The organism is Vallitalea maricola, assembly GCF_036985595.1.
GTDB classification, from domain to species: Bacteria; Bacillota; Clostridia; order Lachnospirales; family Vallitaleaceae; genus Vallitalea; species Vallitalea maricola.
The window spans coordinates 29,975-56,032 of the sequence record NZ_BTPU01000035.1 but is presented as its reverse complement, the minus strand read 5'-3'; the positions used below and the strand labels follow the sequence as shown (position 1 = coordinate 56,032).

Here is a 26,058-nt window from a genome sequence, read left to right as displayed (position 1 = left end):
TGGACAACGGTAGTATCATAAAACATATATAGTGATAATCACTCTCGTTACATTTGTTGTTTTATCTGATTCGAAGGTAACAACAAGCTGTAAAAATCGTTCTTATCACTATATATGTTTCTTGTGCGTTTTGCCACTTTTTAGTTAGTAACTATAGTAATCTTATTAATAATGTTAATTAATATACATTTTATTGTTTTGAGATTATTTTATTGTCTGTTATTAGTTTTTCTAATTCTTTGATGGTTATGCCTAGATCTTGGGCTCCTGATAAGTATTTGTGTACATTTATCTGTATAGTATCTGATACTGTTGTATATTTATCCGAGATAGGTCTTACTATTGATGAGGCTAATGCGTTCTTATAGCCTTGTGATTTGAACAATTCATTTGAGTCCATTATATCAGCGTCTGTCAATAATTTATTATATCCTGGTATATGTTGACCCTGAATAACTATAGTTTTTTGACCTTCTTCGCTAGAAATATATCTAATGAATTCCCATGCTCCATCTTTGTTTGATGAGTTTTTGTTTATTCCTAATACATAGCCTCCTATTACACCTCCGTTAGGTAAAGGTGCTATTCCAATCTGTTCTTTTTTTAGATTTAGTTCTAGTTGTTCATTGTTCACTAGTTTTGATTGATAGGGCCAGTTTCGTGAAAATACAGTTTTGCCTTGTATAAAAGCATCATTGGTGTCTTTCTCGTTATAGTACAAAATATCATTTGGTGTGTAATCAGCATCAACAAACATTTTCATTGTTTCCAATCCTCTTTTTAGGGTATGAAATGAGTTAGTGAATTCTGTTACATTTATAGTTAATCCTTCGTACACTCCGGATTGAAATACGAATCCTGTTTCTGTATTTTCTTGTCCTTTATATTTCTCTGCTAACTTAGATAAATCTGTATAAGTATAATTACCACTTTCTAATACTTTTGCTTCTGTTTCTTCTACGATATCTTTTCTATAGTATAGTAATCCTAGGTCGAGATAAAAAGGTAATGTGTATTGTAGACCTTCATAATTACCTGCTTTCATGGCTCCTTCATTGAAATCAGTTTTCTTGTAACCTTTTTCCTGCATTCTTACATCAATAGGTTCTAAGTACCCTCCTCCTGCAAATTCTCCAGCCCATGTTACATCCATAGATATAACATCCAAATCGGATGAACCCCTAGATATGGATGTTTTTATTTTATCGTGAGCATCAGTATTACTGCCATCAAGTTCTACTAATTGAACCTCGTAAGTATCTTGTGATCCATTGAATTGTTCTATTACAGACTTTGTTTCACCGTAATAATCAGCAGCAGCTCCAAATTTAACCACTTTTTTCTTAGCCTGCTCACATCCTCCTATGGATGCTATTATTACTGTAGTAATCAATAGTGTAGTAATTAATTTCTTCATCTATCAAGTCTCCTTGTTGAATTTTAGGTTTAATTCCTATATGATTATTTCATATACTTTTTATTTACATAATTGAATATAATTATTCTTTTAATTTTGCACTAAAAGAAAGCTCCCTATTTAGCAGGAAGATAAAAGGCAATCTAATTCATGAATTATTAATCCAAGATTTTAGATTGCCTTTATTATTTATCATATTAAATCTATAACTTATTTACCAAATAGACCTTTAATCCAATTGATGAAGCCTTTCTTTTCCTTATCTTCTGTTTCTGTATTAACAACTGCTTCCTTAACTTTCTTGATTTCTTCAGTTTTCATAATGAATTTAACTGAACCTTCCATGTCTTTTCCAATTCCAGTAAAGCAATTGTATTCATCAGCTAACTTAACAAGTTCATCTTTTACAAGAAGTAAATCATCTAATGACTCTGTTTTTTCTGTTAAGACACTGCTTAATTCTTTAATACCTTCTTGATGGAATCTATTCATATTTACATTGAGTTCTTTTGCTCCATCTTTTAATTTGTTACCACCATCTACTAACTGATTAGCTGCTGATAGTAATTCTTTATTACCTGTTACTAACTTATCTTTTCCTGCCATAATAGCTTTAGAGCCCTCTGAGAGTTTTCCTAATCCATTACTCACTCCTTGTGAGCCTGTGACTAATTCCGTGGAACCACCAACTATTTTCTTGGCTCCAGTATCTAATTGTACTGCAGATTGGGATAATTTATCAGCTCCTTCTACAAGTCCTTTACTTCCTGCTTGTAATAAACCAGCTGTTTCTTTAATAGTGTCTGTTCCTTTTCCAAGTTCACCTAATCCAGCGGATAATTTTTGTTGACCTTTCTTGAAATTGTTTAATTCATTTGTCATATTGTTAGAACCATCTTCAACAGCTTTTAGACCAGCTTCAATCTGCTTTAAAGTTGCTAACATAGGGCTCTTAGGGTCTTGTTGTTTTACTGCTTCAATTAAGCTTTGTACTCCTTTTAAGCTTGCAGTTACACCTGTAGTTATTTGTTTTTCACCAGCTATTAATTTATCTGTTCCATCAGTTAGAGTTTTTGCACCTGTTTCTAATTCTTTTGTACTGCTAGTTAGTTTTCCTAATCCACTAGAAAGCATATTAGCTCCATTTGCAAATTCTCCAGCTTTTTCTGCAAAACTCTTTGCTCCTTCTCCAAAGGCTTTAGCACCTGTTCCAAATTCCCCTGCACTATCTACAAATAGTCTTATTCCATCAGCCACTTTTGTTGCACCTTCATAAGCTGAACCAATTCCTAAATCCAATTTGCTGACTCCATCAATTAGTACTGTGCTACCTTTACCCAATTCTACTACACCAGCTCTAAATTTTACTAGATTATCAGCAAGTTCTGTTTGTCCATCTGATAGAGTTTTTGTTCCATCTCTTAATTTACTGGAAGCTGATTCCAATTCATTAGCTGAATCAATCATTTCACTTATACTTCCTAGGTCACCTTGTTCGTCAATTTCAGGTAATTCACATGTTGCCACTGACATAATAGGTCCTAACTCAAATTCTTCTGCATCTGCTTCTATTACCAGCTTTTCAGGAATATTTATATCTGTTGCATCTTCAGGTAATAATTCACTTAAACCTGGTACTGAAACATAAGTTACAATCTGATTATTTCCCTCAGTTAATATTTTACCTGAATTAACCTTTACATTACTAAAAATATCATCTGGTAGGATTACCACTGAAGCTACCATGAAAGGTGTATATATATCTTTAGTTTCACCATTTATCACTGTTTGATGTTTTTCTTTATTTACTGTTTCTAATTCTATTTTTACTTTACCTGACTTACCTGGCAACTCTGATGGTTCTATTTTACTGCCATCCAAGTAATAGTTAACTTTAATTTCTACAGGAATCTCTTTATCTGTATTACCTTGATAGAATAAGTCATTTCCTTCAAGTTCCCATACTATATTTTCACCATCTATACTAGGTTTCTCTTCACCTTTTACATTTTTTATATCAGTTAGAGAAGAACTATCAAATACCTTTTGTCCTTCTACATCTGAATGTATCTGATCACTTACTATAATTTTTTCAACTTCTCCTGCTGAGGATAGGTTAACATATACAGTTTCATCTTTTTTGATGGTACCATCAGCAGCAAAAGATAAACTACTAGTTGTCATTAGTAAAACAGTTGCTAAACTACATATCTTTTTCATTCTTTTTTTCATACTATATCATCCTTCCTTAATTTCTGCGCCATTTTCTACTAGTTTTTGCTATAAATCCTTCAAATAAGAGGAGAAGTGCTGGTAACATGAATATGATTACGAACATACTGATTATTGCACCTCTTGAAATCATACCTGTTAAACTCTTTATCATTTCCATATCAGCGATGAATCCAACACCTACAGTTGCACCAAAGAATGTTAGAGCACTAGTTACTATTGATCTAACTGAACCTAGAAGACTAAGTCTCATAGCTTCGAATTTATCATGTCCATGTCGTATTTCTTCTCTGAATCTAGTAGTTAATAATATTGCATAGTCTACTGTTGCTCCCAATTGAATGGTTCCAATTACGATTGAGGATACAAATGGAATAGTCGTATTAGTGAAATAAGGTATTCCCATATTAATAAATATAGCAAGTTCTATAGTTCCTACTAGAATAATAGGAATTGATACAGAACCGAATACTAATAATATAATTGCGAATACTGCAGCAATTGATGCTATACTTACATTTTTGAAGTCCACATCTGCTAACTCAACCAAGTCTTTTGTTAATGCACCTTCACCTGTAACCATACCGTTTTCATCATATTTTTTAACGATATCATTCATATCTTGTAATTGTCTGTTTTGTTCATCTGTAGCGGCTTTGAAACTTGAATTAACCAAGATGAGTTTGTGACCATCTTTTTCAAGTATATCCGTTAACTTATCTGGTACATATTCATAAGGTATTGCAGGACCTACTAATTTATCATATCCAATAACCGATTGAACTCCTGGTAATTGCTCGATTTCTCCTAGCATCTCTTTTGCTTGGTATGATGGAGTCTGGGAATCAATAACAATCATATGGGTAGTAGTCATATCATAACCTGTTTTAAGCTTATCAAGTGCCACTATTGAATCAAGATTTCTTGGTAATGATTCATCCAGGTTATAATATACTTCTGTGTTGGCTTTACCATATATAAAAGGTATAAATAATAGGATAAACAATACTACAAATTTCTTATAGTGTTTTGTTACAAAATTAGCTGTACCATTAAATGATGGTAATACCGTACCATGATTGAATCTGTGTATCACTTTATTAAATGTTAGTATAAGTGCTGGCAGAATAGTAATCGTACATAATACACCTATGAAAACTCCTTTTGCCATTACAAAACCTATATCTTTACCTAATCCTAATTTCATGACTGCTAAAGCTAAGAAACCTGCAATAGTAGTTAATGAACTACCTGCAATTGATGTTGCTGTTTTTGTTATTGCAACAGCCATGGCTTCATCTTTGTTACTGTTAATCTTCAATTCATCTTCATATCTATGTAATAAGAAGATTGAGAAGTCCATGGTAACCCCTAACTGGAGTACCGCCGCCAGGGATTTGGTTATATACGATATTTCCCCTAGGAAAATGTTAGTACCAAAGTTATATAATATAGCCATACCTATTGCAGCTAAAAAGATCAATGGAACAATTGTTGATTCTAATGTCAATGCTAAAACGATTGTAGCTAAGACAACTGCTAGTAAAACATATATAGGTGTTTCTTTATCAGCTAATTTAATTGTATCTCTAAGTATGGCTGACATACCACTTAAGAAACATTGTTTGTTCATTATTCCTCTAATGTCTTCAATTGCTGTCTGAGTTTCATCTGACGCAGCTTCATGTGTAAATTCTATCATCATCAAAGTTGAATTCTCACTGTAGAATACATCTTTTATATCACTTGGCAGAAATTCCTTAGGTATAGTAATATCCATTAAATCACTGATCCAAAGGGTTTTTTCAACACCTTCTACTTCATCTATTTTTTCTTTTAATTTTATTACATCTTTTGATTCCATATCTTCAATAATCAGTAACCCTGTCGCTGCTTTATGGAATACTTTATCGACTACTTCTTGACCTTTCATAGAATCCAACTCTTCTGGTAAATAAGTTAGTAAGTCATAATTGACTCTTGTATTAGTCATACCATAAAGTGATGGTATCATTAACAAGACACCAATTAGTAAAACTAATTTTCTATGTTTTACAATCATTCTTGCAAACTTTTTCATGTTATCCTTCCTTTCTGCAATCATTAGTCCTTTTAAACGTCTACTACTGTTCAAGCATTTTCCTTATTACATTGAAAAGAATCGGCTTCATTTCATCTATGCTCGCTGGCTCTTTTAGAATAATTGAGCTATAACAAGTTGAACCAACTAATTCGATAATAAGAAATAATGTTTTATCCACATCTTCAACAGGAATATTATGGTCTTTTAACTTACCTAAAAATGTTCTGTATATTTCATCCATATCCTTGCTTAATTCAGGATCACTTAATGCTTTTCTATACAATCCCCATGATAAGTTTTTGTAGATGAGACTTAAAAGAATAATATTATCCTTGAGGTATTCTATTGTATAATTAGTAAAGAATATAATGGCTTCAATAAAGTTTTCATGTTCTTTATCCATAGTTTCTTGAAACGCTTCTTTTATGATAACTGAACTTTTCTTTAAAATTATATTATCAAGTATTTGATTCTTATCCCTGAAATAGAGGTAGAAAGTACCTTTAGCCACACCTGCCTTTTTTACAATATCGTTTATTGCAGTCTTATCAAAACCTTTAGTTGTAAACAATTCATATGCAGAACTAAAGATAGCGTTTTTCTTTTGCTTTTTATTCTCTATAATCTTACTCATAGCACACCTTCAATCTATATTTGACCAACGGTCATTTTTTAATTTAAGATTATTATATTCTCAAAATGACCAACGGTCAATATTAATTTTCTATAAAAAAAAGCTATGAATTTTAATTTTCATAGCTATAATTACTAAATAAAATTTATTATTAATTAGTTAAAGTTGATTATATTATAATATTAAATAAAAAATATTTAATTTAATGCTTGTGTGGGATAACAATAAAATTTTATTCTTGAGCATCAATAATATCAAATAACATATTATTGACTATTTTTATGAATTTATTTTTATTTAATCTATAATATAATCTTTTATTTTTACCTGTCTCAATATCAAATATTCCTAATGTACTCATTTTTTTAATATGATAACTCATAGTTGCAGTAGTTATACCTAGATGATCTGCCAATTCTTTACTATACCATGACCTTTTGCCTAACAAATCAATTATTTTAAAACGGTTATCATCGTTAAGCAGCTTTATCAGCTCTCTATATTCCATCTTTTTCATATTATCATCATATTTTTGTTCTAATCCATACCCGTAAGTGATAGTATAAACTCCATCTTCAGTATATCTAAGTCCACAACCTATTTCGGTGAAATAACATATATAAAACTTAACCTCTTTATCTATAACCACATCTTTATCTATTAGCATAACCATATTATCAAAGAATTTATCGTAGTCTTCTTTTATCAATAGTCTATGTTCATTTAATTTTTTATCCATAAAATCTTTAACCTCTTGTTCTATAGATACAAAGAATTTTTTATAATATTCTCTTAGAGTTATAACCAATCGTTCCTTCATTTCGTTAGGATACCTGAAGTAATCCATGTATATTTCAACTTTATCCAAATCCTGCATATCATTTCGTAAATCTTCTTCAATTACTGTTTGTATTTGTTTTTCACTAGAACCTTCAGTAATATCAAGTTCTAGTTTTTGTATAATTATATTAACTAAGTCCTCCCCAGACATTTTATCCATATTATTAAGTAATATACCAATATCATTGATGTCTTCATCTATTGCATAGAAAATCACTGCAAACAATCCTTTGCAAAACTTACCGCAATAATATTCCATATCTCTTTTTAATATAGGATCCATATTGTCTTGAACATGCTTAACATATTCTGAAATTTCATTATTCAGTTTAAATCTTTTTGCATAGTCTGGCCACTCATTAGCATTAATTACCCTAATAATTGACTGTATGAAATCTATTACTATATTATAATTTATATCAGATACCATTTCATCACTCCATCAACTTTCTGCCTCAGCAACTTTCAAAGTGTCTTTAATTCCAACAATTGATTCATCATTATCAATTATTTTATTCATTTTCTTAATCATGTATATTGCGATTAAGAATATACCTACCCCTGCATATATCATTATAATATATGTTGGTATTAAATCAAGTAAAAATCCATGTAATAAGTAACCTAGAGGTGAAATCGCCATACAAAGTGTTCCATTCAATCCCATGACTCTACCTCTATATTCATCATCTGTAGTCTTCTGTATATAAACAGCCATAGGAATATTGATTAGTACAAGAATGCATCCCATAAGGAAGAATAGAATGCTATAATATACAGCAACAAAATTGTTAATGTCAAGTAATCCAGTAGCTATTAATGGAACACTGAAAAGTATATTTATAATGCCCAGGCCAATTACGAAAAGCCCCATTTTCAACGGCTTCAATACTCCCAATTTATTAGCGAATGTAATTGAAACAAATAAGGAACCTATTGCAAGTGCAGATTCAATAATTCCATATATCTCATCTGACATATTAAACTGAACTACTACAATATGTGGTATAGCAACATTTATAGCTGTAAACAAGAAATTGATGAAAACAGCAACGGATATAACACTAAATATTAGGCTTTTAGTCTTAATATAAGCAAATCCTTCTTTGATATTAGCAAAAAAGTCTACTTCTTTGATAGCTATTTTTTCTACGCTTTTTTCTACTTTCCAGTAGAAATCAATAAAGTATTCTGAGAAAGTTGATAATACAAATGATACACCATTAAATATTATAAACATGGTTGGGGACACTAGTGCATAGACAATCCCACCTATAATCGGTGCAAGTACACCTGTTAAACTATTCATAGCTTGGTTATATGAATTTACTTTACTTAAACTGGATTCATCTACCAAGTTAGGTAGAGCTGCATCAAAAGCTGTAGCAAATAATGCATTAAGTATTGAAAGTAAAACTGTTGACATATATATTATCCACAATTCCAATCCAAAAACCTGACTCAATCCAAAAGCGATAAACATTATAACGCCACTAAAGAAATCTGCTAATAGAACCATTTTCTTTCTATCCACCCTATCAGCTATTACTCCACCAATAGGTCCAAAAATCAATGCAGGTATTGTTGATAGTAATATACTTATAGAAAAGTTAAGAGCAGAACCTGTTATTTTTAATATGTACAGCCCCATAGCAAATCCATAAATACGTGTTCCAAATAACGATACTAGTTTTCCCAGTAAAAACAAAATTGTATTTTTTTTAGTCTTATTCATATTTGATACATCCTCCAGCTTCAATTCTTTTAAATGATTATTTAACTTAAGTTATATTATATAATCATCTAATATATATTATATTATATTTACATCTTATATATTTGTCAATACAAATTTACACTTAATTTATTAATTTTATTAAATCGAGTTTGTAACCCTATATATAATCAGCAATATAGCTATTTTAACATTAAATAATTATATAAGTTTATGTACTTCAAAATCAATGTTATATATTCATCTAATATATAAGTATCCCATATTTTTAATGAAAAATAATAAACGCATACATAAACTGAAATAATTTTATGTATGCGTTTATTATTTAAATTCATATATTATATATTTCTTAGTTCATATTAATATAATGCACATAACTCCTTAGCTATCTTAGCTGCCACTCTTGCATTATTATATACTAATTTTTTATTAGAATATAGACTCTTTCCTTCTGTTATATGATGAATTTCAGATAAAATGAATGGTGTGATATTCTTACCCTTTATCCCTTTTTTCTCTGCATCTTGTACAGCTTTATCAATGGCATTATTTATAAAATCATAATCCATCTCATATTCTTCTGGTATAGGATTACCTATAACCATACCACCTTTTATATTTAAATCTTCTTTTACCTTTATTGCTTTAGCAATTATTTCCGTAGAAACTACATTATAATCTACACTATACCCACTTTTTCTAGTATAGAAAGCAGGAAAATCATTAGTTCTATAGCCAATAACAGGAACCCCTTGAGTTTCTAAGTATTCTAATGTTAGACCAATATCTAATATGGATTTTACCCCTGCACTTACAACAGCTACATTAGTATTAGCCAGCTCCATCAAATCAGCAGATATATCGAATGTCTTTTGGGCATTTCTATGAACTCCTCCAATACCTCCTGTTGCAAATACCTTGATTCCTGCCAAATTCGCAATGAGCATCGTAGTTGCAACTGTTGTCGCTCCATCAAGTTTACTGGCTATCAACATGGGAACATCTCTTCTACTTGCTTTTCTTATCCCTTTGTTTTCCCCTAAGTAAACGAGTTCTTCATCAGTTAATCCAACTTTCATTCTACCACCAATAATAGCTATAGTAGCAGGTATTCCACCTTCTTTTCTGATTTCACTCTCACATGTCTTGGCACTTTCTATGTTCTCTGGATATGACATCCCATGAGATATTATAGTCGATTCAAGTGCTACAACAGGTTTATTTTCCTCTAACGCTCTTTTAACTTCTGGCTTGATATCCATATAATCTAACATTTTATCTCCTCCATTATTTTATTAATACTTTCTATACTCATATTAGGATTAACCGTTTCGTGATGTTTTAGTGCTAATATTGCAGCCGCTGTAGAACATTTTGCAATCTCATCAATACCCTTATCATATAGATTCCCATATACAACTCCTGCCATGAATGCATCCCCTGCTCCTGTAGCATTCACTACTTTTATTTTTGGTGCTTTATAAGAATTAGTATAGTCACCTTCTCCGTAATATACCCCTTTCTCACCCAAAGTAATAAATACTCTCTTAACACCTTTATCAATAAAATAATCAACTGCCTTCTTAAGCCCATGAGCATCTTCTATCTTTATATCCGAAAGGAACTCCGCTTCGTGCTTATTAAGTTTTATTGTATGAAAACCACCAATTATATCTTTTACCCTTCTTGATTTCCTTATTGATACAGGGTCTAATAATATTTTTTTATCTTTAAAATTAGTTAAAATGAATTCTATGACTTGTCTTGATAAACAGGTATCAACAACTATTACTTCAGAATTCTTGATTATGTGATACTTACTTTTAATGAATTCTGGTGTCATTCTATCAACAATACTCATGTCTGATAAAGCTATTGACATATCACCTTTTTCATCCATAATCGCTAAATAAATTGATGCATTCTGATCTGGTAATATTAGAGAATGTTCCATATCAATACCTACTTGATTACATTCATCAATAAGTCTTTTACTATTCATATCACCTCCTGTTGCTGAAATAAGCTTTGTATCAATTCCTAATCTAGCCAAGTTTTCAGAAATATTCCTACCCACTCCACCAAGACATATTTTGATAAGTCCAGGGTTAGAATCTCTCTCAATAAGTTTTTCTTCTGTAAATCCATGAATATCAATATTAGCTGCTCCAATTACTGTTACATAATCGGACTTATTCATGACATATCCTCTCCCTTTGATATAACCTTTTTTTATTAGATTAGTAATATGAACCCCAACTGATGAACGAGTAATATTAAGCTCTTCCCCTATCTCTTTTTGTGAAATAAGGGGGTTTCTTTTAATTAATTCTAATATTTCCTTTTCACGACCAGTCATAACCTCTCCTTAATATTTGCTTATATTATAAGCTTTTGCTTATTAAGTATATATTAGCATTTTATGATTATTTTCTAAATATATTATTTAATATTTCTCATTAGTTTTAATATATTTTATTTTTATGTTTATTTTAATAAGTATTTCTTCAATTCACTTTTAATTTATTATTTTACACTTCAAACAAATATCCAAAATACCTATCATTTATTTATTAATTTCATAATTGATAGGATATAATTTTTATACTTTCAAATAATACATATATATGTTAAAATATCCAAAAGAAAAAGGAGATAAACTAAATGGACTATAATTATCAAAAATCTTATTGGAATAAGATGGCAGATAGTAAGAACTTTACTACTCCATTTCAATTTAATGTTTTTTCTAAGTATATATCAAAAGATGATACAATCTTAGATATAGGCTGTGGTTATGGAAGGACTCTGGATCAATTATACGAAAAGGGATACAACCATTTATATGGAATTGATTTCTCCAAGAATATGATTGACAGGGGAATGCTTCAATACCCACATCTTAATCTAGAATGTACAGATAGTAAGACTTTAGAATATGAAGATAACTCTTTTGATGCTGTTATTATACTTGCTGTTCTAACTAGTATTATCAGTGATGATGACCAGAGAGCATTGATATCTGAGATTAGAAGGATTTTAAAACCTAAAGGCGTCATATATATAAATGATTTCTTGATTAATTCTGATGAAAGAAATGTTAAGAGGTATAATGTTTTTCACAATAAATTTAATAAATATGGGGTGTTTGAATTACCTGAGGGTGCTATTATGAGACATCATACAGTGGAATGGATTAAGGAATTGCTTAGTTGTTTTGATAAGATTGAGTTTGAAGAGATGTCTTATACTACTATGAATGGTAATACTTCCAAGGGATTTTATTATTTGGGTAGGAAGGAAGTATAGGAGATAGTTAGTTTTTAGGTGTAAACGGGAATTAATTGATTGAGGTTATAGGGTTCGTTTTACTTGCCTTACTCCAAAGGAACGGTCTGCGTAAAACGAACCCTATAACCTCTTCTCTGATGGCTACGTTATTATGAGATGATTGGTTATTTTAGGTTAGTAGTTTATTTTAAATTTAATAAGGTTAATTAGTTTTTTATTAATTATCCATTAGCTCACAATATAAGTTGTAAAATGATTCAAGGGCTAGGATTATTTCTTTTTTTTCGCCTTCGGTGGCTTTTGTTTCATCGTCTACATAATCGTTGATAGCATCTTTTACATCTGCTTCATATCTTACAACGTTATTTAGGATACTTGCTACGTGTACTTGTCTGAGAGAACCTACAGTATAGATAGCGGAGGTCTCCATATCTGAGCCTAGGACGTTCTTGGAATTCCAATGTTTCATTATTTCACGTTCATTATCAATATAAAAAGAGTCATGACTTCTTGTAATACCCATAAAAGTTTTGTAACCTAATTTTATGCTTGTATCATTTATAACTCTTAGAAGATTGAAGCTTGCTACAGCAGGATAGTTATCACTTACGTACATCCTCGAAGCTCCCTCTTCTCTAACTACCCCAGTAGGTATTATCAAATCTCCAATATCAATCAGATTATTACAAGCACCTGCACTACCTATACGAATAAAGTATTTCGCACCACAAGCTATTAGTTCTTCAAGGGCAATAGTTGCTGAAGCACCACCTATACCAGTTGATATCACTGTGATTGGCATTTCCTTATATGTCCCTTTGATAGTTCTAAACTCACGATTATAAGCAACTTCTTCCCAAGTATCTAAAAAGCCGGCCACTCGTAGTACACGTTCTGGGTCTCCAGGCAATATAACCATTTTTTCAATGTCATTGTCACTACATAGTATATGTGGTTGTTTCATATAACTCCTCCTTCGTAAAAAATATTAATTAGTTTTATTATAACACTAGTCGAAGAAGTTTTTAACATATTTTTACTTTTTTTATTTTGCTACCCATAACACTATAATTTCGGACAAAACAAAAAGAGGACTAGCAGCGTAAAATTGCAGTACTTCCGTAAATACCATATCTCTAATCTTTCCTTATATCCAGTGGCTTCTGTAAGGTATTCTAGGTGTTACTTTTCCTTTCCGTTAATCGTCCTAATTAAAGGAAAGGCGTTCACCGTCCATGGTTCACTTGACGTAACACCTAGAACACCTTACATTCTTATCCCCGTTGAAAGATTAAAGATATGGCATTTACTAGGCTCTCGGTTATATTTACAAAAGTACCTTGCCACTGTTATATTTCCTATTACCATCTTACTTGATTAATCTAGCCTCAAGCTTCAAAGAACGAGCCCAGTAGATGGGGGGATGGGTGCAATAAAGATGTGACTTTTAAAGGAGCCTTAGAAAAGCTTGGTGAGTGGAAGAGGTATTTCCGTTAAGAAGCTTACTTGTTTGACCGCTAGGGAGTTTGTAAGCTTTAGGAAATACCTCTGGAACGAACCTTAGCTTTTCTTAGGCTCCTTTAATCTGAACTACTTTATTGCACCCATCCCCCCCATCTACGACCGTCTTGCACCATAAATATCTATAAATAAGTAACAACAAGTTTATTTTACTAGTTATTTTTAATAAATGTCTCTACTTCATTCTTAAAAGGCAAAGAAGTCTGTGCCCCTAGTTTTGTCGTAACCAAAGCTCCCACAGCATTTGAATATTTCAACCCATCCTCTATATCATCTGATTCAATGAGCTTAATCCCTAATGCCGCATTAAAAGCATCTCCCGCCGCAGTACTATCTATAGACTTTACAGTAAACGAACCTGCACTAATTGTATTATCCTTATCAATATACATACTTCCTTGTTCACCAAGTGTCACAACAACACTATTAGCGCCTCTCTCAATTAATTCCATAGCACCTTCTTTAATATCCTCTTTTCCTGATATCTTCTTCAATTCTGTCTCATTTGGTGTAATTATATCTACATACTTGAAAATATCATTAGGAAACTCTTTTGCTGGTGCTGGATTAAATATAACTTTCACGTTATTATCACTAGCTATTTTAACAGCTTTCATAACTACGTTAATAGGTATCTCCAATTGAACAAGTATACAGTCCGCTGACATTATCAATGCTTCATTAGCCTCCAGCCATTTCTCATCAATCTTCCCATTGGCTCCTGGATATACCACAATAGTGTTATCACCATTATCCGCAACTGTAATCATTGCTACACCACTTGGTCCCTCTACTACGTTTACACCTTCAACATTTATATTTTCTTTTGCAAGATTGTCTTTCAGCTGTTCACCAATACTATCATTACCTACAGCTGCAATCATTGTAACCTCTGCACCAAGTCTTGCTGCTGCCACAGCTTGATTAGCACCCTTTCCACCGAATACAGTATTAAAAGATACAGCCGATAATGTTTCCCCTAACTTAGGTAATTCATTGGTTTTTAATACGTAATCCATATTAGTACTACCCACAACAACAATTTTCATATATTTAATCCTCCTTATTCAGTACTATTCATACTTACTTATCATAGATTCAAGTATATCCAAGAACTTTTTATTATCTGATTTTACACCAACGTGAATATTAGGTTTTTTATCTGTAACTCTAAATATATCTGCTACAGTTTTTCCTCTAGTGATTTCACTTTTAAGTTCTACATCCACATAATAATCTTCTGTTTCTAGGACAGAACTATCAATAAGTGTTGCCGCCGCTAATGGGTCATGCATAACTCCACCATGAGAGTTATAAGGACTTTCTCTATCTATTGTATAATCTATTAATTTTGCTACTACCTTAGCTACCTTGTTATTATATTGGTGTATTCTTTTATTTTGCTCTTTTGTGACAATAGTTTCATGAGTCACGTCTAACCCAACCATCACTAAATCTATACCTGAATCAAATACAATTTTTGCTGCTTCTGGATCAGCATAAATATTGAATTCAGCAGCTGGGGTAACATTCCCTAGATTGACTGCTCCACCCATGAAAACAATACTATCAATCATTTTCTTTAATTGTGGGTATTTCAACAATGCTACTGCTATGTTAGTTAAAGGTCCAAGAGCTAAAATCTTAAGTCTGCCATCTGCTGCTTGTGCTTCTTCATATATAGTATCAACAGCATCTTTTTCATAATAAGGCATTACAGGTTCTGGTAATGTAATATTGCCCAAACCGGAAATACCATGCACAAATTCTGCATTAACTATTTTTCTGACAATAGGATTCTCAACTCCTATTGCAACTTTTACATCTTTTCCTGAGAGCTCTACTATCTTTCGTGCATTATTAGAAGTCTTTTCTATTCCTACATTTCCTCCTACACTTGTAATAGCTCTAGTATCAAATTTTTCACATGCCAAACACATTAGTATGGCGGTTGTATCGTCTGTACCTGGATCTGTATCTATTATAATAGGTATTTTAGTCATTATCCTGCCTCCCTAATTATATTTCTTTAGATTATCATATAACATGTCTATAAATTTTTCTCTGTCCAAATCAAAAACAACGTTGACATTTTTTTCTTTTCCACTAGTATCATAATAATCAACAACTGTTGCTCCAACTGTTAACTCACCTGATATATCTATCTCAACATTGTGTTTTTTAGTAGTGAATATGCTTGGGTCTATAACATAAGCTACAGCACAAACATCATGTAATGGTGGACCATCAAAGCCAAAATTAGGGTTCATATGAAATATTGCAAAATAATCAAGTAGTTCAGCTACTAATTTACTAGCTTTATTTCCAATACTTCTAATACGTTCTGTCTCATCCCCCAAAACCTGAGCCTTATGAGTTACATCAAGTCCACACATAGTAACTGGTAATCCTGAACGATAAACTATGTCAGCAGCTTCTGGGTCAACAAGTATGTTAAACTCAGCAGCTGGTGTCCAATTACCGCCAAAACATGCTCCACCCATTAATACAATTTCTTCTATGTTGTCTTTAACACTAGGATAAGCTAAAAATAAATTAGCGATATTAGTTAAAGGACCTGTTGGTATGAGAGTTACTTTCTCCTTGGATTGATTTATTATTTCATACATTAATTCTATAGCTGATTTCTCACTTTTTTCAAATGATGGCTCAGGTAATTCTGGCCCTTCTAGACCACTTTCGCCATGAACTTCTGCTGCTGTTATCAAATCTCTTATAAGAGGTTTAGTTGCTCCTTTTGCAACTTCTTTGTGTATATCTAAATAACTTAATACTCTTAATGCATTATTAATTGTTTTGTCTCCTGTCTGATTTCCTGCAACAGTTGTGATACCTTTTACATCAAGTTTTTCACTTCCAAGAGCAAGTAATAAAGCAATAGCATCATCATGTCCAGGGTCGCAATCAATAATTACTGGTTTAGCCATAATTTATCCTCCTATACATATAGTAAATTTTAATATATCTAAACAAGCAAAAAGACTATGTTAAAATTATTTCCGTAAAAACATTAATCTTTTTGCTTATAGTTCTCATTTTTATACAAAATAAAGCCTATATATTATTATTGAACAAGATTTTATTATCTCCAATCAATAATAATATTAATGGCTTTATTCATAAAATATTATAATTGTTTAATCTTCTGTTTCTTAATCTTTTTAATCTGAGATTGTTTTCTTGACGCATATATTACTAATCCGATTAGTGTTGCAATATATGGAATCATATATATAAATTGTGGTGGTACTCTTAGGGTTTGTAGATTGTTAGCCAATGCATCTGCAAATCCAAAGAATAATGATGTAAGGAATGTCCCAATAGGTGTAGCTCCACCCATTGCTTCTGCTGCCAAGGCGATGAATCCTCTACCAGCTGTCATATTTCTTGTGAAATATGGAAGATATCCCATTGACATATAAGCTCCACCAAATCCTGCAAAAACTCCACTTAAAATAAGAGCGATATATTTTATCTTTCTTACACTAATACCTACTGAATCAGCTGCATTAGGATTCTCTCCGACAGCTCTAATCTTAAGTCCTAGTGGTGTTTTGTATAATAAGTAGAAAATGAATATTACTGATAATATTGATATATAAGTCAAAGCGTTATGACCTGAGAAAATAGGTCCTATTATTGGAATCTTATCTATCAACGGTATATCAATATTAGGTATTACCTTACTTTTCAACCCTGAAGAAACACCTTTATTATTGGCAACTAAGAATAGAATAAATACTGTTCCACCAGCCGCCATAAGGTTAAGAGCAATACCTGATAGGATTATATCCGTCTTGAGGTTAAGTGAGAAGTAAGCTAACAGTAAACCTACCAAAGCACCTACAATAACTGCTCCTAATAATCCAATCCAAGCACTTTGTGTTGTTGCACTAATAATAACACCTGCTAAAGCCGAAGTTAACATAATACCTTCAAGGGCAATATTGATTACACCAGCTCTGTCTGATATAAGCGCACCAAGAGCAGCAAATAGTATAGGAGTCGTTACCCGTAACACAGAATATCCAAATCCAGTAGTAAAAATAATATTAAATAACTCAGCCATATTATTTTACCCCCTTCACGCTTAATTTTTTAGCTTCTTTGTATACTAATTTATGTTTATATTTTGATAAGAAGCTTTCAGCAACTATGAACACAATTATTACACCTTGAATTATGGCAACAACTTCACTTTGTACGTCTGAGCCTCTAGACATCAAGTCTGCACCAATTCTAAGATAAGCTAAGAAAATGGCACCTATAGGAACATATAAAGGATTATTTCTGGCTAGTATAGCAACTATGATACCATCCCAACCATAACCAGGCAATGTCTGCCATGTAAATCTCCTATATAATCCAAGTACTTCAATAGAACCTCCCATACCAGCGATAAATCCACCTAATACTTGAGAAAGGATTATAACTTTTGCTGTATTGATTCCTGAGTACTCAGCAAATCTTTTGTTTTCCCCAGTTATTCTTATTTCGTATCCCCATTTAGTTCTATATAGAAAATAGTAGCAAAGAACAACCATGACAGCAACAATTATCAAACCTGCATGAATTCTAGTTCCAGATAAAATAACCATTAATTTAGCTGTCTTAGGAATTTTGTAAGATGCTATAGCTCCTGAATTAGGATCTCTAAAGTGATAATTTAATAGATATGCACCTATAAATAATGCAATATAGTTCAACATCAATGATGATACCAATTCTGTAGCATTCCATCTTACTTTCATAAATGCAGGTATACTAACAACAATCGCTCCAAGAATACCTCCAAATAATATAGCTACCAATGGATGTGCTACTACAGGCAATGATACTTTTATTGCAACGACCATTGCTGCAACACCACCGATGAAAAAACCACCTTCTGCACCAAGGTTAAATTGTTGAGCCTTGAACATAATGCTTACTGCAAGTCCTGTAAACATTAGAGGGATTGCAAGTTCAATAACATTACCGAAGTGTCTAAGACTATCAATAGGCCCTATAACAAACTCTTTTAGGGCTACTCCTGGTTCATTACTTGTTAAAAAGATAATTATCAATGCAACAGCTAGTGCAATCAATATTGCCATACTAGTACGAACAACTTCAAATTTTAGATTTTTACGCATTAATAACTCCCCCAATCTCTTCTGGTGTTTGTTTTTTAACGCCTAACATATATAGACCTAATTCTTCTTCAGTTAATGTACTAGTATCTTCAAAATAAGCTACGATTTCTCCACCATACATTACAATCAAGCTATCACTAAGTTCCATTACTTCATTCAAGTCAGCTGAAATTAGTAATACTGCTGTTCCTTCATCCCTAAGTTCAACCAATCTTTTTCTGATAAATTCTGTTGCTCCAACATCAATACCTCTTGTTGGCTGGTTAGCTATGAGAAGTTTTGGTCCTCCTGAAAATTCTCTTGCAACAACTACTTTTTGTATATTACCACCAGAAAGCATTCTAACCTTTTGATTGGCAGAATTACATTTAACTCTATATTCTTTTATAAGCTCAATAGCTCTTTCTTTAATAGTTTTCGTTTTCAATAATACTTTACCGTTATATTCACTGGTATCATACTTATCAGAGATTATGTTCTGTTCAATACTTACATCACCTGCAACACCATATGTCATTCTATCTTCTGGGATATGTGATGTACCAAGTCTTCTTATTTGTTTTATTGTTTTACCAATAACTTCATTATTAACTATCTTGATGCTGCCTGATGTTGGACTTTCCAATCCTGTGATAGACTCTACTAACTCTCGCTGTCCATTACCTTCTACACCAGCAACACCTAGTATTTCACCTTTTCTAACACTGAATGAAATACCCTTTAAAGCCTTTTTACCTAGCTCGTTAACATATACTAGATCTTTTATATTAAGTATTGATTCTTTTGGTGAAGCTTTTTCTTTTTCTACTCTAAGAACTACATCTCTTCCTACCATTAACCTTGAGATATCTTCTTCTGTTACATCACTTGTGTTATGGACACCCATGCTTTTACCATTTCTCATAACTGTAATTCGGTCACATAACTCTTTTACCTCATTTAATTTATGTGAGATAAATATTATTGTATGTCCTTTTTCTTTTAATAATTTTAGCTGATTAAAAAGTTCTTTGGTCTCCTGAGGAGTAAGTACTGCTGTGGGCTCATCTAATATTAATATCTTAGCCCCTCTTAGTAGAGCTTTAAGTATTTCAACTTTCTGTTTAATTCCAACTGGTATATCTTCAACTTTTGCTCTTGGGTCAACATGTAGATTATACTTGTTTGATAACTCTTCAGTGGTTTTTATCGCTTTATCCATATCAATAAATAAACCTTTTTTAGGCTCTACACCTAATACCATATTTTCTGCAACTGTTAAAGAAGGAACTAACATAAAGTGCTGATGCACCATACCGATACCATACTCTATGGCAACTGTAGGTGATGTTATGTGAATTTCCTCTCCTCGTAAGGTGATTTTTCCTTCCTCTGGAGTATGAAGTCCAAATAAAATTTTCATCAAAGTTGACTTTCCAGCACCATTTTCTCCACAAATAGCGTGAATCTCTCCTTCTCTAATAGAGAAATCAACTCCATCGTTAGCTACTATACCACTTGGATAAACTTTAGTTATTTTCTCCATTTTAAGTAGTTCGTTTTGCATATTATCACTCCATTAGCTTATTATTAAGAAGGTACATTCATTGAAAACAATAAATGCACCATCTAAATTATACTACAAAACTATTATTTAACAGAATCTCTTAATTCAGTAAGTTCATCTTGTGTCATCTTAAATGCAGTTTTTACTTCTATTTCTCCATTAACGATTTTTTGCTCGATTTCAGCTAATTCTTCCATAATCTCAGCTGAAACATTTGTATTAGTATCAACTATATCAATAGCTTTTTCTTTGAATCCAAGACTTTCTGCTGAACCATATGGTAAAGTTCCTTCCATATGCATATCTATTGCACGAAGTAAGGATTGGTCAACTCTTTTTAATACTGATGTTAATATTAAATCAGATTTTTCTTTTTCATCTGCAAATAATGCAGCTTGGTCAGAGTCTACACCAATAACATATTTACCAGCTTCTAATGCAGCATCAATTTGTCCAAGACCAGCTTGTCCAGCAACGTTGAATCCGATATCGACTCCGCCTTGTTTGAATTGAGCAAGACTCATTTCTTTAGCTTTTGCAACATCAGAGAAGTCACCAATATAAGAAATTGCTACTTTTGTATCTGGGTCTGCATATTGAGCTCCTTGGATATATCCAACTAAGAAGTCATTGATTACATTGTTTTCCATACCACCGATGAAACCGATTTTCTTTTCTTCGTTAGCACCTTCCATATCTGAAGTAGTTACTCTTGAAGCAAGAACGCCTGCTAAGAATGAACCTTCATTTTGTTTGTACTCAATAGAATATACATTATCTAAATCATATTCTTCGTAATTAACAGCTGAGTCAAAGATAATGTATTTTTTGTCTTTGTGATCAACAGCGATATCTTCTAGATATTCAGCCATTTGGTATGTTCCGACAATGATTATATCATAATCTTTATCAGATACATCTTGTAATGCTGGTTCCCATTTTGTCTCATCATAAGTCATTTCAATAGTTTCAGTTTCTACCTTATCACCATATTTTTGTTGAATAAGGTCCATACCTGCTTTAGATGAATCAAAGAATGATTTGTCTCCAAGATTACCATTAATTAATAATACTACTTTTAATGGTCCATCTGTTTTTGTATCATCTTTGTCTTCTGTCTTGTTGTCTTCAGTGTTTGTAGTATCTCCAGTATCTGGAGTCTTAGTTTCGTCTTTCTTTTCGCCGCAGCCAGCTAATAGCATGGATACAGACATTACTAGTGCTAATATTAGGATTAATGATTTTTTCATCATTTATTCCCCCTTTGTTTTTTTGTTATAAATTGCCATATTTTGCAATTTACAAGTTATTATTATACACCATGAAAATATTATTTTCAACCTAAGATATTATTATAAAACACCTTAATTACTTAGGCTTTCAAAGCATTTCTACAACTTTCTACTGTCCATTTTGTCAATTCATTAATGTCGATATTTTCCATACTTCTTACGTACGTTTCGATATTACTGTCAAATGGTTCAGTCCATTTATGAGCGATTTTATCTTTACCAACAATAATTCCTATAGCTGTCATAATTTGAGCTGCGTTACAATCTACATCTACACCTTCCATAGCAATGATATGAAGGGTTTCGTCATAATCGCCATTTCCAAACCATAGTGCAACAACTTCTGCTGCTGCATTTGGATAAGCATGAATCCAATTATATTTTGCATATTTTTCCTCACATGGTCTCCATGCCTGTTCCCAGTTAGTTGATTTCTCACATTGATCAAGAGCAAATTTAACAACTGAATAATACTCACTTTTGCTTGGAATCATATTGATTACTTCTTTTAATAATAATCTTACGTCTTTTCTTGTGAATGATAAGGAAACTAACATAGCGTTGAATATTTCACCAATAATTCCATTGTTATAATGTGAAACTTGTCCATCAAGCCATGCAAGTCTTGCCGCTTCTTTTGGGTTTCCAGGTGCAACCATACCACATATAGCACCTCTCATCTGAGCTCCAATCCATTCACAATAAGGATTACAGAATGTACCACTTTCTGGTGGATATATTCCATAACGAATATTTCTTAGAGCCACTTCTTCTGCTGACCATCCAGCAGGAATAAGACCTATCCACTCATGAGCAATGTCTACTGAATCTACATCACCTCCTTTTTCCATGAAAGCTTTAAGAAAAGCCAATTCAAAAGTGATATCATCATTCAATGTATTCGGTTTTCTAACATAATCTCTAATTTCACCAAATACTTTTCTTAGATTATCAGTTGTATAACCTTCAATAGCAGTACCTAAAGCACCACCAACTAATTGTGATTTCCATCCAATAAGTATTTTTTCTTCAAAATCTTTGGAATTTACATCATAGGAATCTTTTACAAAAGTAACATCCTCTTCATATTGTTTCCAAGTTTTGTATATTTTATATTTCCAATAAGAGGATTTTTCATCTTTTATGCAATTATTCATTTGATGATATAATTTTGAAGTAAGAGTATGAAGTTTTACCATGTCATTATTATTTAATGCTTCCAAACCCTCTTTTATTATTTCCTCATAACCTTCTACTATATATCCTCTGTTCTCAATGGCTTGTATACCTGCAATAATGACTCTTTCTGGAGCACCTGATCCAGGTACATTACTACCCCAAAGAAGTTTAATCTTGTCATCATCAACTTTACCTATGTCAGCCATTTCATCCCATTTCTGCTCTTCTTCACTTAAAACTACTGGGATTGCTGATTCTATTAACTGTTGTTCCATTTCCCAAGCTTTCATTTTGTCTCTTCCTTTCTGTAAATATATTTGCTATTATTCTACTACCATATTTCCAAAGTATCAATCATATCTTCATATTGTTTTCTATCTACATATATTTTACCTTTTTTTATTGTTACTAAACCTTTTTCTTTTAGCTTAGTAATATTTCTACCAACCGTTTTAACGCTCATCCCCAAAATATCTGCTATTTCTTGTCTTTTTTTATTGACATATACTATATTATTATCATTTATTTCATTTTTAACATATTCAATAATAAATCTCTTGATCATATGAATAGCTGGGTAATAATGAGAATACCCTTGATAACATGATGTATAGCACGACCTAGCAGCTAATCTTTTAGCTAACATAAGAGTTATACCATTATCACTCTCAGTCCATTTAATAAAATCATTTTTGGATATTCTAAAAACTATACAGTCGGTTTTTGCTACATTTGTTACTATAGCTTTTGATTCACCAGCTAATACTTCCATTTCACCGATAAAATCAATGGCTTTATTTGTATCAAATATGTATATGCTTCCGTTTGCAAATTCATTTATGACATTTAATTCGCCTTTGCATAATATATCGACATATTTTATATCTTCGCCTTTCTTAATAATCGTACTGTCACTTTTATATGTCTTAAGTCTACACCTTTCCTTAATATTACTTGGCATACCTTCAAGAATTTTTCTCAATTTTGGTTGATATTCCATAAGTTCTTGCAGTAACATATTCAGTTCACTCCATACTAATTATTTAAGAATAAGGTCTATAAATTTTTATTAATAAATACTCACATTGTATTAAATTTAATTTAATTTTATAAGCATATTTTATTTATAAAATAATGTTAATCCCATTAGATTAGTTATTATGTTTATTTTATTTAATATTATTTGTAAAAATTAGTATTTAATTCACAATTTCATTAACATCATTATATTAAATTAAATCCTCAAAGAAAAGGACACATGTCCATTTTCATTATTCTAAATATTATTTTATATTAATATATTATAATTGCTAAAATGACAAAAAATAAGAACGACTATATAAGCCGTCAAATATAGACCAAATCACTATTAATTTTATTTTTATATTTATATATTTAATTACATATTTCGCTAGCTCTTGCTAATTCAACATCATTCTCAGTCAATGCCTTTATAGCTTTATTTACCTCAGATACTTTCATAATAACTGAAGCATCACCATTCATAGCATAAGCATACATATACTCAATACTCACACCATTTGTTGCTAATACTTTTACTGCTTTATGTAATGCTCCTGGTTTGTGAGGTATTATTAAACATATGACATCAGTGAGACTAACTGAAAAACCTAATTCCTTTAATAGTTCATGAGCTTTTTCTGGACTACCTACAATCAATCTTAAGATTCCATACTCTGATGTATCAGCTACACTAAGTGCAGATATAGTAATATCATTATCACCAAGTGCTTTGGTTACATCTGATAATCTTCCAGATTTGTTTTCTAGAAAAACGCTGAGTTGTTTTATTATCATACCAATTTCCTCCTATCTATAATACGTTTAGCTTTACCTTCACTTCTTTCTATTGTTTTTGGTTCAACTAACTTCACTTTTACACTTATTCCTAGTGTACTTTGTATTTCGTGAGTAATCTTCTTAGTTAAATTCTCTAGTTTACGGATTTCATCAGAGAAAAAGGCTTCATCTACTTCTACCCATATCTCTAGAGTATCAAGATTATTATGTCTCTCAACAATAAGTAAATAATGAGGTTTGGTTTCACTCATTTCTAGTAAAACACTTTCTATTTGTGATGGGAATACGTTGACACCACGAATAATCAACATATCATCAGAACGTCCTGTACATTTTTGCATTCTGACCATAGTTCTACCACATTCACATTTATCATAATTAAGTACGGTAAGATCTCTAGTTCTATATCTTAATATAGGTAGAGCTTCCTTTGTGATTGTTGTAAATACTAATTCACCTTCCATACCCATATCTACATTTTTCAATGTATCCGTACTGATTGTCTCAGGAATAAAATGGTCTTCTGCTACATGCAAACCATTTTGGTAACTACATTCACAAGCTACTCCAGGTCCCATGACCTCACTTAAACCATAGATATCCATAGCTTTGATATGAAGTTTTGCTTCTATTTGCTTTCTCATGTTATTGGTCCATGGTTCAGCTCCAAATATACCAGTTTTTAATTTTAATTTTGCTGGGTCAATTCCTTGTTCTTCCATAGCTTCAGCTAAATAAAGAGCATAAGAAGGTGTACAAGCTATAACAGTACTCTCAAAATCACTCATCAAGTTCAACTGTTTTTTTGTATTTCCACCAGAGATAGGAATAACAGTAGCCCCTACTTTTTCAGCTCCATAATGGATACCTAGTCCACCTGTGAACAAACCATATCCATAGGCTATTTGGATTCTATCATTTTTCGCTACTCCAGCGCAGTGTAAGGAACGTGCCACAACTTCTGACCAAGATGACAAATCTCTTCTCGTATAACCTACTACAGTAGGCTTTCCAGTTGTTCCAGAAGAAGCATGTACTCTGACCACATCACTCATAGGAACTGCGAATAAGTTAAATGGATAATTGTCTCTCAAGTCTTGTTTTGTAGTAAATGGCAATTTTGATAAATCTTGTATTCCTTTTATGTCTCCTGGTTCCAAACCAAGTTCTTGCATCTTTTTTCTATAGAAAGGTACATTATAGTATACTCTTTCCACTGTTTCACATAATCTTTTACTTTGTATTTCTCTAAGTTCATCTCGACTCATGCATTCAATATGTTCATTCCATATCATTTTTTCAGTCCTC

At 31.9% G+C, this 26,058-nt stretch carries 21 protein-coding genes; 1 reads left to right on the top strand and 20 read right to left on the bottom strand.

The features are described from left to right. Positions 1–190: 190 nt before the first annotated feature. The 8 genes from AACQ14_RS11595 to AACQ14_RS11560 all read right to left on the bottom strand — a co-directional run bounded on the left by AACQ14_RS11595 (position 191) and on the right by AACQ14_RS11560 (position 11,303). Positions 191–1,417: an extracellular solute-binding protein gene (locus AACQ14_RS11595; protein ID WP_339363755.1), complete on the bottom strand. Its 1,227-nt coding sequence runs from the start codon at positions 1,415–1,417 to the stop codon at positions 191–193. Positions 1,418–1,627: 210 nt separating this feature from the next. Beyond that, positions 1,628–3,649, bottom strand: a complete 2,022-nt coding sequence (locus tag AACQ14_RS11590) for a hypothetical protein (RefSeq protein ID WP_339363754.1) — start codon at positions 3,647–3,649, stop codon at positions 1,628–1,630. A 16-nt stretch (positions 3,650–3,665) separates the two neighbouring features. Beyond that, positions 3,666–5,729: an efflux RND transporter permease subunit gene (locus tag AACQ14_RS11585; RefSeq protein ID WP_339363753.1), complete on the bottom strand. Its 2,064-nt coding sequence runs from the start codon at positions 5,727–5,729 to the stop codon at positions 3,666–3,668. Positions 5,730–5,772: 43 nt separating this feature from the next. Then, positions 5,773–6,366, bottom strand: coding sequence for a TetR/AcrR family transcriptional regulator (locus AACQ14_RS11580; RefSeq protein WP_339363752.1), 594 nt, complete (start codon positions 6,364–6,366; stop codon positions 5,773–5,775). A 232-nt stretch (positions 6,367–6,598) separates the two neighbouring features. Then, positions 6,599–7,636: a winged helix-turn-helix domain-containing protein gene (locus tag AACQ14_RS11575; protein ID WP_339363751.1), complete on the bottom strand. Its 1,038-nt coding sequence runs from the start codon at positions 7,634–7,636 to the stop codon at positions 6,599–6,601. A gap of 12 nt (positions 7,637–7,648) precedes the next feature. Then, positions 7,649–8,941 (bottom strand): MFS transporter, encoded by a 1,293-nt coding sequence (locus tag AACQ14_RS11570; protein WP_339363750.1) that lies wholly within the window; start codon positions 8,939–8,941, stop codon positions 7,649–7,651. Between the two features lie 362 nt (positions 8,942–9,303). Beyond that, positions 9,304–10,218: a pseudouridine-5'-phosphate glycosidase gene (locus tag AACQ14_RS11565; RefSeq protein WP_339363749.1), complete on the bottom strand. Its 915-nt coding sequence runs from the start codon at positions 10,216–10,218 to the stop codon at positions 9,304–9,306. After that, on the bottom strand, positions 10,212–11,303 hold the full coding sequence (locus AACQ14_RS11560; protein ID WP_339363748.1) for a carbohydrate kinase: 1,092 nt from the start codon (positions 11,301–11,303) through the stop codon (positions 10,212–10,214). Before AACQ14_RS11560 ends, AACQ14_RS11565 begins: the two co-directional genes overlap by 7 nt. A 305-nt stretch (positions 11,304–11,608) precedes the next feature. On the opposite strand from AACQ14_RS11560, the gene AACQ14_RS11555 reads away from it, so the two are divergent. Next, entirely contained in the window at positions 11,609–12,253 is a 645-nt protein-coding gene (locus tag AACQ14_RS11555) for a class I SAM-dependent methyltransferase (protein ID WP_339363747.1), read from the top strand. Between the two features lie 199 nt (positions 12,254–12,452). On the opposite strand, the gene AACQ14_RS11550 is transcribed toward AACQ14_RS11555, so the two are convergent. From AACQ14_RS11550 to AACQ14_RS11495, 12 genes are all read right to left on the bottom strand, one after another. Further along, positions 12,453–13,199, bottom strand: coding sequence for a nucleoside phosphorylase (locus AACQ14_RS11550; protein ID WP_339363746.1), 747 nt, complete (start codon positions 13,197–13,199; stop codon positions 12,453–12,455). A 709-nt stretch (positions 13,200–13,908) separates the two neighbouring features. Then, positions 13,909–14,805, bottom strand: a complete 897-nt coding sequence (gene rbsK / locus AACQ14_RS11545; protein WP_339363745.1) for a ribokinase — start codon at positions 14,803–14,805, stop codon at positions 13,909–13,911. A gap of 24 nt (positions 14,806–14,829) precedes the next feature. After that, positions 14,830–15,759 (bottom strand): nucleoside hydrolase, encoded by a 930-nt coding sequence (locus tag AACQ14_RS11540; RefSeq protein WP_339363744.1) that lies wholly within the window; start codon positions 15,757–15,759, stop codon positions 14,830–14,832. Between the two features lie 12 nt (positions 15,760–15,771). Then, a complete protein-coding gene (gene rihA, locus AACQ14_RS11535) occupies positions 15,772–16,704 on the bottom strand; it encodes a pyrimidine-specific ribonucleoside hydrolase RihA (protein ID WP_339363743.1) in 933 nt (310 codons plus the stop codon). 200 nt (positions 16,705–16,904) lie between these two features. Then, positions 16,905–17,846, bottom strand: a complete 942-nt coding sequence (locus AACQ14_RS11530) for an ABC transporter permease (RefSeq protein WP_339363742.1) — start codon at positions 17,844–17,846, stop codon at positions 16,905–16,907. Between the two features lies 1 nt (position 17,847). Continuing rightward, positions 17,848–18,912, bottom strand: coding sequence for an ABC transporter permease (locus tag AACQ14_RS11525; RefSeq protein WP_339363741.1), 1,065 nt, complete (start codon positions 18,910–18,912; stop codon positions 17,848–17,850). Further along, a complete protein-coding gene (locus AACQ14_RS11520) occupies positions 18,905–20,458 on the bottom strand; it encodes an ABC transporter ATP-binding protein (protein WP_339363740.1) in 1,554 nt (517 codons plus the stop codon). The genes AACQ14_RS11525 and AACQ14_RS11520 overlap by 8 nt, the downstream gene beginning before the upstream one ends. A gap of 83 nt (positions 20,459–20,541) precedes the next feature. Then, complete coding sequence (locus AACQ14_RS11515) at positions 20,542–21,708, bottom strand: BMP family ABC transporter substrate-binding protein (RefSeq protein WP_339363739.1); 1,167 nt, start codon at positions 21,706–21,708, stop codon at positions 20,542–20,544. Between the two features lie 122 nt (positions 21,709–21,830). Beyond that, the gene (locus tag AACQ14_RS11510; protein ID WP_339363738.1) at positions 21,831–23,219 is read right to left on the bottom strand and encodes an ADP-ribosylglycohydrolase family protein; all 1,389 of its coding nucleotides are present in this window, start codon (positions 23,217–23,219) and stop codon (positions 21,831–21,833) included. Positions 23,220–23,260: 41 nt separating this feature from the next. Then, the gene (locus tag AACQ14_RS11505) at positions 23,261–23,947 is read right to left on the bottom strand and encodes a Crp/Fnr family transcriptional regulator (RefSeq protein ID WP_339363737.1); all 687 of its coding nucleotides are present in this window, start codon (positions 23,945–23,947) and stop codon (positions 23,261–23,263) included. A gap of 377 nt (positions 23,948–24,324) precedes the next feature. Next, entirely contained in the window at positions 24,325–24,747 is a 423-nt protein-coding gene (locus tag AACQ14_RS11500; protein WP_339363736.1) for an ACT domain-containing protein, read from the bottom strand. After that, positions 24,744–26,045 (bottom strand): phenylacetate--CoA ligase family protein, encoded by a 1,302-nt coding sequence (locus AACQ14_RS11495; protein ID WP_339363735.1) that lies wholly within the window; start codon positions 26,043–26,045, stop codon positions 24,744–24,746. Before AACQ14_RS11495 ends, AACQ14_RS11500 begins: the two co-directional genes overlap by 4 nt. Between the last annotated feature and the right edge of the window lie 13 nt (positions 26,046–26,058).